General features: G+C 37.1%; 9 protein-coding genes and 2 pseudogenes. 6 read left to right on the plus strand and 5 right to left on the minus strand.

From position 1 onward, the window contains the following. Nucleotides 1-7: 7 nt before the first annotated feature. Genes zwf through edd form a run of 3 tightly spaced genes read left to right on the plus strand, consistent with a single transcriptional unit; the run spans nt 8 to nt 4,124 of the window. Nucleotides 8-1,483 carry a glucose-6-phosphate dehydrogenase gene (gene zwf, locus QWU_RS04485; protein ID WP_017196294.1) on the plus strand — a complete coding sequence of 492 codons (1,476 nt, stop codon included), beginning with the start codon at nt 8-10 and terminating at the stop codon, nt 1,481-1,483. Between the two features lie 10 nt (nt 1,484-1,493). Further along, nucleotides 1,494-2,261, plus strand: a complete 768-nt coding sequence (gene pgl, locus QWU_RS04490; RefSeq protein ID WP_006589166.1) for a 6-phosphogluconolactonase — start codon at nt 1,494-1,496, stop codon at nt 2,259-2,261. Nucleotides 2,262-2,300: 39 nt separating this feature from the next. Continuing rightward, the gene (gene edd, locus QWU_RS04495) at nt 2,301-4,124 is read left to right on the plus strand and encodes a phosphogluconate dehydratase (RefSeq protein WP_006589167.1); all 1,824 of its coding nucleotides are present in this window, start codon (nt 2,301-2,303) and stop codon (nt 4,122-4,124) included. Between the two features lie 56 nt (nt 4,125-4,180). Here edd and folD read toward each other — a convergent pair whose 3' ends face one another. Further along, a complete protein-coding gene (gene folD / locus QWU_RS04500; protein WP_006589168.1) occupies nt 4,181-5,080 on the minus strand; it encodes a bifunctional methylenetetrahydrofolate dehydrogenase/methenyltetrahydrofolate cyclohydrolase FolD in 900 nt (299 codons plus the stop codon). Nucleotides 5,081-5,404: 324 nt separating this feature from the next. Here folD and QWU_RS09090 point away from each other — a divergent pair. Further along, nucleotides 5,405-7,284: pseudogene (locus QWU_RS09090) on the plus strand (AsmA family protein). A 113-nt stretch (nt 7,285-7,397) separates the two neighbouring features. Here QWU_RS09090 and QWU_RS10130 read toward each other — a convergent pair. Next, nucleotides 7,398-7,541 (minus strand): hypothetical protein, encoded by a 144-nt coding sequence (locus tag QWU_RS10130; RefSeq protein ID WP_006589170.1) that lies wholly within the window; start codon nt 7,539-7,541, stop codon nt 7,398-7,400. 231 nt (nt 7,542-7,772) lie between these two features. On the opposite strand from QWU_RS10130, the gene QWU_RS04515 reads away from it, so the two are divergent. Together QWU_RS04515 and QWU_RS04520 are read left to right on the plus strand one after the other, a co-directional pair. After that, a complete protein-coding gene (locus QWU_RS04515) occupies nt 7,773-8,516 on the plus strand; it encodes a 16S rRNA (uracil(1498)-N(3))-methyltransferase (protein WP_017196295.1) in 744 nt (247 codons plus the stop codon). A gap of 68 nt (nt 8,517-8,584) precedes the next feature. Next, nucleotides 8,585-9,958, plus strand: coding sequence for a glutamate--cysteine ligase (locus tag QWU_RS04520; RefSeq protein ID WP_006589172.1), 1,374 nt, complete (start codon nt 8,585-8,587; stop codon nt 9,956-9,958). 492 nt (nt 9,959-10,450) lie between these two features. Here the strand turns inward: QWU_RS04520 and QWU_RS09095 are convergent. The 3 genes and pseudogenes from QWU_RS09095 to QWU_RS04545 all read right to left on the minus strand — a co-directional run. Then, a pseudogene (locus tag QWU_RS09095) lies at nt 10,451-11,212 on the minus strand (tyrosine-type recombinase/integrase); the annotation flags it as partial. A gap of 437 nt (nt 11,213-11,649) precedes the next feature. Continuing rightward, nucleotides 11,650-13,872, minus strand: a complete 2,223-nt coding sequence (gene glyS / locus QWU_RS04540; RefSeq protein WP_006589173.1) for a glycine--tRNA ligase subunit beta — start codon at nt 13,870-13,872, stop codon at nt 11,650-11,652. After that, the gene (locus QWU_RS04545; RefSeq protein ID WP_017196298.1) at nt 13,872-14,816 is read right to left on the minus strand and encodes a glycine--tRNA ligase subunit alpha; all 945 of its coding nucleotides are present in this window, start codon (nt 14,814-14,816) and stop codon (nt 13,872-13,874) included. The genes glyS and QWU_RS04545 overlap by 1 nt, the downstream gene beginning before the upstream one ends. Nucleotides 14,817-14,830 lie beyond the last annotated feature (14 nt).

A 14,830-nucleotide genomic window follows, 5' to 3' on the forward strand; every position in this document is an offset into this window, starting at 1 on the left:
TAAGTGCATGGTAAGTAAAATTATTCCAGTCTCTCCCTTTGATTGTATTGTTTTTGGTGGTAATGGTGATTTAACAGCACGCAAACTTATACCTGCCCTCTATCATTGTCAGTGTGTTGGGCAATTTAGTGAGCCAACGCGTATTATTGGGATTGCACGTTCTGCATGGAGTAATGAGCAGTACCAAAATTTTGTTCGTGCTTCTTTAGAAAAACATGTTCATCCCAAAGATCTTAACCAAATTGAACTTAATCGTTTTCTTGCACGTTTAATTTACGTTTCTGTTGATATTACTTCACATCGAGGATGGCGAGATCTTGCGCTGATACTGTCAAAAGATTCAGGGAATATTCGCGCTTTTTATCTGGCGGTTGGTTCATCACTTTTTGCTGATATCGTTATGAGATTAGAGCAAAATGATTTTATCACACAACAGACACGTGTTATCATTGAAAAGCCTATTGGCCGTGATGTAAAAACAGCCACTGAACTCAATGACATATTTGCAAAAGTATTTCATGAAGATCAAATCTTTCGCATTGATCATTATCTTGGCAAAGAAACTGTTCAGAATTTGATGGCATTACGGTTTGTTAACACACTTTATGAGCCGTTATGGAATTCCAACTATATTGATCATGTTCAGATAACAGTTGCTGAATCTTTAGGTTTGGAAGGGCGTACAGAATATTATGAAGGTGCAGGTGCGCTACGCGATATGGTACAAAATCATATATTGCAATTGCTCTGTTTAGTGGCGATGGAAATACCATTTACGAATAAAGCAAATGCTGTGCGTGATGAAAAGTTGAAAGTTTTGCATTCTTTAACACCTCTTAATATTCATAATGTAGAACAGCATACTGTGCGTGGGCAGTATGTTGCTGGTACATTGAATGGCGTTTCTGTAAGCTCTTATCTTGATGATCTTGGAAAAAAGGTGAGTAGGAGTGAAACCTTTGTAGCATTGAAAGTTAAGATTAATAATTGGCGTTGGGCAAATACGCCTTTTTATTTACGAACTGGTAAGCGTATGCCCACGCGAATATCTGAAATTGTGGTTGTTTTTAAACCTATTCCTCATAATATTTTTAATGTAGATTCAGATGAGATTTTTTCTAATCAGCTTGTTATTCGTCTCCAGCCTAATGAAGGCGTCAAACAATGGTTGATGATTAAGGATCCAGGCCCTGGTGGCATGCGATTTCGTCATATCCCCTTGGATATGAGTTTTGCATCTGCATTTTCTCAGCGTAATCCTGATGCTTATGAACGCTTATTGATGGATGTTATTCGTGGAGATCAAACACTATTTATGCGTCGTGACGAAGTTGAAGCGGCTTGGCGTTGGATTGATCCTATTCTTGAGGGGTGGCAAGCAATAAAGCAGCCTATTTATGAATATAGTGCGGGATCATGGAGGCCGTCTGCTTCGACAGTTTTGATGGAACGTGATAGGCGTATATGGAATAACTTAGTTTAGAGCAATAAGTATGCATGGAATGAATATTGACCATTTAAATTTTGAAACACCTACGACTCTTGCTTTAGCGTTGGCTGACCGTGTTGCAGCAGAGCTTAGTATAGCTGTTCTAGAGCGTAAGCGTGCAATTTTAGCGGTTTCTGGTGGCAAAACACCAGAATTGTTTTTTCATTATTTATCAAAGGCTGATATTGATTGGCAAAATATTATTATCACTTTGGTTGATGAACGCTTTGTACCTACTCATCATGAGCGTTCAAATGAATATATGGTACAGCGTTATTTGTTACAGAATTTTGCAACCAAAGCACGTTTTGTAGGACTGTATCATAAAGCACTCACTGTTGAGCTTGCAGCTTTTTCTGCCGCCAGCCGTATCAATAATTTACCTAAGCCCTTTGATGTTATTATTTTAGGAATGGGGATTGATGGTCATACAGCGTCCTTTTTTCCTGATGCTGATCGTTTGAAGCAAGCACTTGATCTTCAAACACAGGCACTTGTTCTACCACTTCATGCAAAAAGTACCATTGAACCAAGACTTACACTAACGCTGCCGGTCATAATGCAATCTCGTTGTATTATTCTTCATTTTGAAGGTTTTCAAAAACGCGATTGTTTTAAAAAGGTTTGTCAGGATGGATCTGAAATGGAAATGCCTATTCGTGCGGTTTTACGCAATACTCATCATCTCGTTCAGGTTTATTGGTCTCCAAATAACAATGAAATAAACGAAACAGAACATAAAATGAGTGAAGTAGATATGCAGCCTCTCTAAACTTATAATGAGATTGTTTTAATGAAAGGGGAAATAAACATGGTACTTTCCAAGACAATTGCTATGGTTACACGAAGGATTCATGAACGTTCTCGACCGACGCGAGAAGTTTATTTAGATCGTATTGTAAAGATGCAAGAAAACCGTCCCAAGCGGAGTTTTTTAGGATGTTCCAATCAAGCACACGGCTTTGCGGCTTGTGGTTCAATAGACAAAGAGCGTTTGAAGGATAATATTACTGGTAATATTGGTATTATTACTGCTTATAATGATATACTTTCAGCACATCAACCTTTTGAAACTTTCCCTTACTTAATTAAAGAAGCCGCTCGCCTATTTGGTGGTGTAGCACAAGTAGCAGGTGGTGTTCCCGCGATGTGTGATGGCGTAACACAAGGAAATACAGGGATGGAGCTTTCTCTTTTTTCACGTGACGTCATTGCAATGGCAACAGCTATAGGCTTATCACACGATATGTTTGATGCTGCATTGTATCTTGGGGTTTGTGATAAAATTATACCTGGTTTAATGATTGGAGCGTTAACATTTGGTCACTTACCAGGAATTTTTGTGTCTGCAGGTCCTATGACAAGTGGTCAAGGGAATGATAAAAAAGCAAGAATACGTCAGCTTTACGCGGAAAATAAGGTAGATCGCCAAACCTTGTTGGAATCAGAAGCACGTTCATATCACGGGCCAGGAACATGTACATTTTATGGAACTGCTAATTCAAATCAGATGATACTAGAGATGATGGGGCTACAAATGCCAGGAAGCTCTTTCATCAATGCCAATACACCATTGCGTGACGCTTTAACAAAGGAAGCCACGAAGCATGTACTTGAAATGACAGCTCTTGGTGATAACTATAGGCCACTTGGTATGATAGTTGATGAGCGTTCTTTCGTGAATGCTATCGTAGGATTGAATGCAACAGGTGGATCTACCAATCATGCAATTCATTTGATTGCTATGGCAGCAGCCTGCGGTATTCAATTAACATGGCATGATATTGCAGAAATTTCATCAAGAGTTCCTCTGTTAGTACGGATTTATCCAAATGGTTTGGCTGATATAAATCATTTTCATGCAGCCGGTGGTATGGGATTTATCATTCGCGAATTGATTGAGGCGGGTTTAGTGCATGAAGATGTCTGTACAGTTTTTAGTACAGATCTCAATGCTTATGCAATTGAAGCAAAGCTCGCTTCTGACGGTCATATAGTACGTGAGCCTGCTATCAAGGAAAGTGGTAATCATAAGGTATTAACAGGATGGAGAAAACCATTTCAACCTGATGGCGGTATTCGTGTTTTGTCGGGAGATTTGGGAACAGCTATTATGAAAGTTTCATCGGTCAAATTTGAACATTGGCGTATTGAAGCTCCAGTTCTTGTTTTTAATGATCAAGAGGAATTACAAAAAGCTTTTAAATCTGGAGTATTGAATAACAAAGACTTTATTGCTGTCATTCGTTATCAAGGACCAAAAGCCAATGGGATGCCAGAGCTCCATAAATTAACGACAATTTTAGGTATTTTACAGGATCAAGGACAAAAGGTAGCACTGGTAACTGATGGGCGCATGTCAGGTGCTTCAGGAAAAATTCCTGCTGCAATTCATATAACACCAGAAGCTTTGGATAATGGTCCTATTGCGCGTTTACAAGATGGCGATATCGTTTGTCTTGATGCACATATAGGTAAATTAACTCTTTTGGAAGATTTATCAAAATTTAATGCGCGCGTAACGAGGCCTCCTGATCTTTTAAAGAATGAATACGGTGTTGGTCGTGAGCTCTTTCATGTTTTCCGCCAGTCCGTTAATCGTGCAGATCAAGGGGCATCAGTTTTTACCTTATGAGCAAGGGGATGAAAGAACAAAAGTAATTTTTATACACTCAATATGTATAACATTTTTTAAAATTTAGGTACAGGCAGATTGTGTGTTCGAGCCGCTGCTTTGAGTGTATTAACCATAAGCATAGCAATAGTCATAGGCCCAACTCCTCCTGGAACCGGAGTAATGGCAGCGGCTTTTTCTTTTATTGCTTCAAAATCGACATCGCCAACAAGATGCGTTTTCCCCACGCCTTTTTCTGGAGCTGGAATGCGATTGATACCTACATCAATAACAATAGCCCCCTTTTTAATCCAGTCTTTTTTAATCATTCGTGGGCGCCCTATAGCTGCTACTAAAATATCGGCACTACGACATACATCATCGAGATCACGGGTACGACTATGGGCGATCGTTACAGTAGCATTAGCCGCTGTTAAAAGGGTGGCCATAGGTTTGCCAACAATATTAGAGCGACCAACGACAACAGCATCAAGACCGGATAAATCTTGTCCACATTGTTGTTCAATCATCATCATAGCACCAGCTGGTGTACAAGGAATAATGGCATCTTCAAGAGCATTGGTTGCTAGTTTTCCTACATTGATATAATGAAAACCATCTACATCTTTTTGGAAAGCAATAGCTTGTGTTATGCGGTTTGTATTCATGTGGGTGGGCAAGGGGAGCTGTACCAAAATACCATGGATTTTAGGATCAGAATTTAATGTTGTAATGAGTTGGAGAAGTTCTGGTTCTCGTGTTTCTTTTGAAAGCATATGTTTGATTGAAAAAAAACCACACTCTTCAGCTTTTTTGCTCTTTGATGTAACATATACTTGACTTGCAGGGTCATCTCCAACGATGATAACCGCAATACCAGGTTGTATATTATAGTGATTGTGAAGTTTTGTTGTTTCAGCCTTAACTTTTACAATAATCTCTTCAGCGAGCTTTTTTCCGTCAATAATATGATTCATGAGAGAGATCCTTTCGATAGGGCTGTTTATTTTTTTGTAAAGCATTTGCTGACAATACAACAGAGTTTTATAGTGATATTCAATATAAGATCGGTAAGATAGTTCGATAGTGTTGATGTATTCTATAATTTTTAGAAGGTTTTAAAATAATTGCTTCGTAAAAAAAACAGCAACATTGCTGTTTGAATAAATTTTGGATAAGAAGCGAGGGTCATGAAGTTATGAACTGAGAGAGAACGAAATTTAAAATTATAAGAAATTTTTTAACCATCATTGATGGTTATTTTTTAATCTGTTACAGGGGCAAAAGTGTAGAGGAAGGTTGTGTACGCCAGAATAACAAAATTTTTGAGCGGAATTTTCATTACAATTTCTTTTTTATTTGGAGTTGGTATTCTCATTTTACCTTATCTTGTATCTACAGATACGATTCGTATTCGTTTAGCACAGGATTTGAGTGCATGGACAGGCTATAATGTACAATTGCGTGATCCACCACGGTTGAATTTATTCCCTTACCCTAAAGCATATCTTTCTGGTGTTATTTTAACATCAAAAATGAATCACATTGTACCATTGATGGAAGCTGAGTCCATAGAGGTTGATCTTTCTTTGATAGATCTTTTTTTTGGGCATGTTTCTTTTTCCGAAACGCGAATTGTGCGTCCTCAATTTATTATGGAAAAACCAATTAAAACAGTAGCAGATTTTTTTGACAAATTTTCACGCTCACAAGGTGCATTAGGATTAGCAATAAACAATGCTCGTGAAATATTGAAGCATAACCCGGAGCATCCAGATATAGAGCGTCTTTTGAATCAACCTTTTGGACGGATTATTATTAAGGATGGTATACTTGTTTATCATGATAGTATTTCCGATATGCCAGAAAAAATAACAGGATTAAATGCCACTTTAGATTGGCTAGAATTGACGAAAGAAGCACGGTTTCGTGCAGATGCTCGTTGGCGTGGAGAGTTGACAAAATTATCAATTGATGCTGATCAAGCGTTACTGCTTTTAGCAGGAGGGAAAAGCCAAATTAAGATAAGTCTCAATTCAGTGCGTGGTGGTATAACCTTTATAGGGCAGGCACGATTATCTGAATACTATATTTTTGATGGAAAAGTGTCGATGCGTTCTCCAGGATGGAATCAGACTCTCTCTTGGATTGGAGGAAATCAGTTTTGGGGACATAAATTAAAAGCACCTATTGTATGGGAGTCTCGTTTTTTGGCGCAACCAATGCGTGTTCAAATGAACAATATTGCATTTACGATGGGAACAGTCAATGCACGTGGAGCTTTAGAAGTTGATTTTCATAACTATGTACCAATGATAATTGGATCTTTAGCATTTGATAATCTAGATTTTTGTCTCTTTGAACCAGTATTTCTTTCAATTAAAGAAAAAAACCATTCTTTGAGATGGCAATTTTTGATCGTATTGGGGTGGATATACGACTTTCTGCACCACAAGCAAAATTAAGCAATATTGCGCTCACAAATTTAGCTGTCGCGATACAAATAAGAGATGGGCATGGTATTTTTGATCTTGGACATACAAATATTTTTGGTGGGTCTTTGCAAAGCAATATTGAAATTACACCAGTTGGTCAGAAAATGCGGCTTGAAGGGCGTGCTGTAGGGACTGCTATTGATGTGCGGACTGTTTTAGAGGCTTTGGGAATTATTCCGTTTGTACAAAGCAAAGCAAATCTTACTATGACAGTAAGAACGCTTGCCAGTTCTTGGTCAGAGATTTTTGCAAAAATGCGAGGTGAATTAGTACTGAATATGTCTTCTGGTCGCTTATTAGGATATGATTTGAATGATTTACAGACAAGGCTTGCAAAAAATGAACAATTTTTTTTAACGAGTGATGGTACCCTTTCAACAGCTTTTGAGCGTTGGAATATTCAAACAAGCTTTTCAGATGGTACAACAAAAATAACAGAATCACTCATGCGTACGGCAGATTGGAGTTTATCCATGTGGGGAACAATTGCATCTGCTATCATACAAGATTGGCAAAATAAGCTTACATTACAGGCAAAACTACAAAAAAAACACAGTTCAGAAACTTTGTGTAGAGATATTCAATGCCTTGTTAATAGCCTTACGCAGCTTTCTACCTTTTCTCTGAGTTCCAAAGGACAGGCTCTTGGTATTTTTTTGGTTAAAAAAAATATTGATGCAAATTAATTGCTATTTTTTTTATGCTTAGCACAGTTAGCACAGATTGAGAGTTTTAGAGAATTGCTAAAAAATAATGTATTATTTAATTATAGAATTAAAGAAAATAAGTTGGTAAGTACTTATTGAATTTTCGAAGAAATACCATAGCCATCTGTAGAGATTGTGTGCTTTCCATCAGCTCCAACGGAACCAATTCCGACAGTAATCAGAATAAAGACTAAGAAAGTAGTGATAGTGATAATTGTAGCTTTTTTAGCAGACATATTTTTTCTCCAATCCTGCACCCAATAACTGAATGCAACGGTGAATTATCATAAAATTTTATGAAAGCAGAATCATTTAAAATTCTATTGGTTCCAACCATTATCTCATAAAATTTTAAAAAACCTATAATTCTTTATATGTTAGAGCTCTATAGATATAATTTTTTCTTTTTGTTATATGTTTTTCTTCATTTTCTCGGTGATTATAGTGAATTTTAGCACAATTTTGTTATGCGCATAAATTACAAACTTAAAAGATTATTTATTCAGCAGCCACTTGCTTTGAATGAAGAAATAAAAATAGAGGGAGCACAAGCTTCTTATCTTGTGCGTGTTTTGCGAATGCAAGAAGGAGCAAAAATTTTACTTTTTAATGGACAGGATGGTGAATGGCTTGCTAAACTTATCACTGTTGGGAAGAAATTTGTTGTGGTTCAGCTTATTCATCAAGAAAAATTACAAACGACGCCTTCGAAGCTCATTTATTGTTTTGCTCCACTCAAAAACGCGCGTTTAGATTATATGGTGCAGAAAGCTGTTGAAATGGGGGTATCTATTTTGCAGCCTGTTATAACGCATCATACACAGGTTACGCGTATCAATATGGCGCGTATGGAGGCTAATGCTATTGAAGCTTCTGAACAGTGTGGCAGTTTATCTCTGCCTAAATGTGTAGCAGCTGTCTCGTTAAAAGAACTTATCGCTGGTTGGAACAGGACACAACCTTTGTTTTTTCGCGATGAAGCACATCAATTATGTAACCCATTGCCTCTTTTAAAAAAATATAAAATTACAACGCCAGGTATTCTTATTGGACCAGAAGGTGGGTTTAGTGAAGAAGAACGAGACTTTTTAAAACAGCATTCTTTTGTGATTCCAATATCTTTAGGACCGCGTATTTTACGTGCTGATACTGCAGCAGTTGCTGCTTTGGCTCTTCTTAATGTTACCGTGGAGGATTGGTCAATTTATTGAGAAGCTCGTAAAATTATTCTAAATGATTCATTTAAAATGATACAACTAATGATAGGATACAATAAGTTATGGCGCTTGATATAAATGATGAAAGTGAAATTTATAACTTAGATTCCTTGGTTAGCTATTTCCAAGGGGGATGTAAAGCAGAGCATGATTGGCGTATCGGTACGGAACATGAGAAGTTTCCATTCTATATAGATGGTTTTCGCCCTGTTCCTTATGAAGGTTCAAGAGGAATTCGCGCACTTTTAGAGGGAATGCAAGAAGCTTTAGGATGGAAGCCTATTGTAGACAAGGGAAATATTATTGGTCTTATAGGGGCAGTTGGCCAAGGAGCAATTTCTTTGGAACCTGGGGGGCAATTTGAATTATCTGGTGCACCACTAAAAACGATTAGTCATACTTATTATGAGGTAATGGAGCATTTAGCACTTCTTAAGAAAATTTCAAAACCATTGGGAATTGGTTTTCTTGGAATGGGTGCTAGTCCAAAATGGACCTTAGCGGAAACTCCGCGAATGCCTAAGTCACGTTATCAGATTATGGCCAATTATATGCCAAAAGTTGGTCATAGTGGTCTTGATATGATGTATCGCACATCGACTGTTCAGGTTAATCTTGATTTTTCATCCGAAGCTGATATGCGACGAAAAATGCAAGTATCCATGAAATTACAGTCTATTGCGACAGCATTATTTGCCAGTTCACCTTTTACAGAAGGGAGACCAAATGGCTTTTTATCTTGGCGCTCTGAAATTTGGTGTGACACTGATAATCAGAGGTCTGGAGTTCTTCCCTTTGTATTTTCTGAGCATTTTGGTTTTGCTGATTACGTTGAATGGGCACTTGATGTACCAATGTATTTCGTTGTGCGCGACGGTCGTTATTATGATTGTACAAATATAACTTTTCGTCAGTTTATGAATGGAGCATTAAGAGATAAGATTGCAAATTCAATGCCTAATATGGGAGATTGGATTAATCATCTATCCACTTTGTTTCCCGAAGTGCGCTTAAAACGATTTTTGGAAATGAGAGGTGCTGATTGCGGTTCTTGGAAGCGTATATGCGCGTTGTCGGCTTTTTGGGTTGGGCTTCTTTATGATAGTGAAGCCCTTAATGAAGCAGAAGCTTTGACAAAAGATTGGTGTTTTGAAGAAGTTTTAGATATGCGCAAACGTGTTCCTAAAGAAGGATTAAGGACATCTTTTCGTCAAACCATAATTTTAGAAATAGCTCGTCAAGCTGTTGCTATTTCACGCAAAGGTTTAAAAAATCGCAGACAGTATGATGCGAATGGTTTGGATGAAACAAATTTTCTGGCTCCTTTAGAAGAGCTTGTTACAATGGGTCAAACAGATGCAGATAAATTTTTATCACTTTATCATTCAACTTGGAGTGGTGCTGTGGAACCTATATTTTTAGAATGTTCCTATTAATCTTATAGCATAAACCGTTTTGCTTTGAAAAAGTAAAGCATATTATTGTTGTGCATTTATGGTTTTTCTTTAGAAAAATGTCTCGTTTATTTTCAATCTCATCTCTTGGTACCCTCCATAAAAGCGGATAATGCGAGTCTATTTGCTGTCTTAAAACGAATTGTGCTAACTCGATAGAGATTTAAAAAACTGGAGGCTTTGTCCATCTTTGGGTGGTAAGTTTTTTATATCACGTTATTATAACGGTGCTTTTGAACGCGCTAATAACTTTAAGAAAACAAAATGATAGCTAATAAAAAGCTGTGCTTTAAAGCAATTAGCACTCATGTGCTTTTGTAAAATTTCACTCATACGTGTGTGTGCGCCAATCTTTACCCTGTGCTTGAAAAAAGGCAATAACTTTAGAATTTGGCAATCAATAATAATTAAATCAAATAATTTATATTAGAAGTAAGGGTTTTGGTGGTTATTGACTTTATTACGTTTTTGCCTCTATCCCTCATTTTTTTGAAGCTTTTTTATGGCTTCAAGAGTAAGTTTTTTTACGGTCTGCGCTCTTTGTGTAAAGAGATGCCATAGCGTCATTTGTCCATCCAAAAATCGCCTTGAGTTGTGATACTGTTGCACCAGAGTTAGCAGTGCGTTTTGCTGCTAATTTTCTTAAGCCATATGCTGATTTTTTGATTCCCGCCGCATTACACGCTTCACGAAATAAGTTTCCAAAACTTTCTTTTACGAGTTTATTTCCATTTTTTCCGCAAATGAATGTTTCATTTCCAATAGGTCAAGCTTCAAGCATTTTGGCTAATTCCGGTAAAATAGGAAGAAAAACATCTGTTTGAAATTTGCTTTTCTCTGTTCTGAGATGGATAATATTATTTGTTACATCTTTCCAGCTGATACGAACAGCATCACCACGACGCAAGCCCGTATACAGAAGAACATCAATCCAAATGCGTTCATGGGTTCCTAAAGACCAATGTTGATAATATTTCTCAACATCTTCTTCTGTCCAAACAGCAAATCCATCTTTATTTTTAAGAGGAGGTCTTTTTACTCCTACTGTTGAATTGTTTTCTAAAAATTTTTGATCAATAGCCCAATTAACAAAGACTTAAGGGCTTTCAGAAAATTTCTAGCCATTGCTGGTGTTTCTTTACGACGTTCAACGCCGGCTATAATATGTTTCTTTTCAATTGCTTGGTGTGAAATGTGTCCTATAGTATCATACACCTTCATAAGGATGAGTTCTTTTTATTTTTTCATAGCTTTATCAAGCCAGCACCATCATCATATTTGCCAGCTCCCAATGTTGCTTACAGCCCTTGCATTAAGACGGTTCATAAGAGGCATTTTTATTCTTTTCTTATACAAATTTTATCCACACACTTATCCCACTTGTTATGTGCAAATGAGTGGTTTTAATTGATTCAAGATACACAGATTTGAAATGAGGAAATCTTACTATATTCGGAGTTATTATTCAAGTTGAAAAAGGATAATTTATCATTATAAATCAATGCATTGCTGGAAAAATGTCAAATATATCATCTACATTATAAATTCTACAACGCATTAAAATTTGCTTTAAGTTTTATGCTAAAATTTTCTTATAATATTCGATAACAGCAGTGCTTAAAAGTGAAAGAATTTTATTTTATTACTGTTTTAATTAAAAGGGTGTTTTAATTTTAGACTACAAGTTTCGAAAAGTCTGCCACTGTTTGTGTCATAGTATTAATACGTCCAAGAAGAGCAAGACGATTAGTGCGAATATGAACATCTTTATCATTTACCAATACTTTCTTGAAAAATATATCAATAAATTTTCCAAGAGGTGCAAGTATATCGAGTATCTGTGGTAGGCTTGTTACAGTGAAGCGATCATTAATTTTTTTCTCTATCTCAATGATTGCTTGATAGAGCTGTTTTTCTTCTATTTCAATAAAAAATTCAGGGTTAATATCATTTGTTATTATTGCACCTTTTTGAAATTCATTCTCAAGAATATTTACGGTACGTTTTACAGCGGTTAAAAAGCTATTTCCCTCGTGTGTATTGATAAAAGCAATGAGTACCTCGACGTGACGTGCAACCAGTAAAAAATCATCAGCATCTTTATTTAAGACTGCTTCAAGGACGTCATAACGTGCGCCTTCCTCTTTAAGATAGATTTTTAAACGTTCATGAAAAAAAGCTAACAAATCTGATAAAATATATTCTGTTTTTTCTAAAAATAGATTTGAAAATTGGGTATCTCCTTTTTGAGATATTTTACATTTATTTTTTTGTTGCAAGAAAAGTTTCGCTGCCAAATGAAACAAAGGCATAAGATTAATTTTCCAATCACGTGAAAGCACAAGCCTAATGATTCCTAATGCTGCTCGTCTTAAGGCATAGGGATCTTTTGAGCCAGTTGGTTTTTCACCGATGAGCCAAAAACAGACAATCATGTCAATTTTGTCAGCCAGTGCAACTGTTATTGCAAGAGGTTCTTGCGGAATACGATCTGTTGGTCCTAGGGGTTTATAGTGGTCTTCAATTGCTTCAGCGATACGAGGATCTTCTCCTTGAAGAAGGGCATATTTCCGTCCCATGAGTCCTTGCAGCTCAGGAAATTCACCTACAATCTCTGTTTGTAAATCAGCTTTTGCAAGAATTGCAGCACGTTTTGCTAAAAGAGGATCAGCTTGCACCAAAGGTGCAATTTTTTGTGCGAGCGCAGTAATGCGCTCTATTCTTGCGCCTTGTGTACCTAATTTAGCGTGGAAAGTTACATTTAAATGATCAAGTCGTGCCATTCTTTGATCAAGAGGTTTTTTTAAATCAAGATCAAATTTTTGGGCTGAAGATTTCAAGTTTTGAATATCGGGCAAATTATGCTGATCTGTTTTCCAAAAATAGAGTGCATCAGAAAGACGAGCGTGGACGACTTTACTATTTCCCTTAGAAATTTCCTTACCTTCATCGCTCGCAAGGATATTAGAAACAAGCACAAAATAAGGAGAAAGTTTAATTTTTTCACCTTGCTTCCTCGTTACAAAACATTTTTGATTGGTCCGAATGGTTAAACGAATAATTTCTGGAGGCATGTCAAGGAAAGATTTATCAAAACTTCCCATAAGTACAACAGGCCACTCAACGAGCCCTGCAACTTCTTCTAAGAGGGCATTATCTTGAACCAGCTCTAGACCAGTTGCAAAACAAAGATTTTGGGCATCTGCCAAAATAATATTCTTTCGCCTTTCCGCATCAAGGATGACTTTATGGGCTTCAAGTTTGCTATTATAATCCTCAAAACGACGGATTTTGAGTGATTCCCCGTCACTTAAGAAGCGATGACCATAGGTCAGATTATTACTTTTAAGGGAACCAATGGTAAAGGGAACAACGTGTGTTGCACCAATTTCTGGTCCGAAGACACAAAGAATATTCTGTAAAGAGCGAATCCATTTTAGTGCTTCACTTTTTTCTGAATCTCTTCCCCAGCGCATAGATTTTGGCCATGGGAAATTGCGAATAATATTCGGTATAATATCAGCAATAATCTCTTCTGCGCTTCGCCCTTTTTTGATGATTTTAGCAATATAAAAATCACCTTTTTTACTATCATGTGCAATATCTGCTTCAGAAATATCACTAAGCCCAGTTGAGCGTAAAAAACCATCAATCACATGTTGTGGTGATTTTGTACTGGGGCCTTTTCGTTCTTCATGGGTATCTTTTGAATGTAGCGAAAGACCCCGTATATCCAATGTTAGTCGACGCGGTGTCCAATATTCACAGGCAGCTTGATAGGTTAGGCCTGCATCTACAAGTTGATTCGTTACACATTTCCTGAGATCAGCAGCGGCTTTGCGTTGCATGCGTGCAGGAATTTCTTCACTGAAAAGTTCAAGAAGAAGATCAGACATTAGGCTTTTCCTGTAGTATATATTTTACCAGCTTCGGTACGCAAAAAGGCTTCTCCACAGCGACGCGCAAGGTCACGAACGCGAAGTATATAACTCTGTCGCTCAGTCACAGAAATAACACCACGTGCCTGTAAAAGATTAAAGATATGGCTGGCTTTAATACATTGGTCATAAGCTGGAAAGACACAAAGATGTAGGTCACTTTCATTACTTGGTTTACCAGCTTCAAGAAGCGCAACACATTCACGTTCTGCGTCAATAAAATGTTGGTGTAGAAGTTTAGTATCAGCAAATTCAAAATTATAGTATGAATATTCCTGTTCTGTTTGTAAAAAAATATCTCTATAACTTATTTTGTCTTCCCCGTCTAAACCATTAAAGTTAAGGTCATAGACGTTATCAACACCTTGGATATACATTGCCAAACGTTCAAGCCCATAGGTGATTTCTCCTGAAACTGGAGTGCATTCAATACCACAAACTTGTTGAAAATAAGTAAATTGAGAAATTTCCATCCCATCACACCAGCATTCCCATCCAAGCCCCCAAGCTCCTAGTGTTGGACTTTCCCAATCATCTTCAACAAAGCGAATATCATGAAGTTTTGTATCAAGACCAATGGCTTGTAGCGATTTTATATAAAGTTCTTGCAAATTGGGGGGAGAAGGTTTGAGAAGTACTTGAAACTGATAATAATGCTGTAAACGATTTGGATTTTTACCATATCGCCCATCTGTTGGGCGTCGAGAAGGTTGAACGTAAGCGACTTTCCACGAGCGTGGTCCCAAAGAGCGCAATGTTGTGGACGGATGAAAAGTTCCAGCTCCCATTTCCATATCGTAAGGTTGCAAAATTGCGCATCCATAATAAGCCCAATAATTTTGCAAAGTTAAGATAAGTCCTTGAAAAGAATGTTTGGGATTGAGATGTTCAGACAGTTTCACGCTTTATACTCTTT

Source organism: Bartonella birtlesii IBS 325 (assembly GCF_000273375.1).
GTDB lineage: Bacteria > Pseudomonadota > Alphaproteobacteria > Rhizobiales > Rhizobiaceae > Bartonella > Bartonella birtlesii.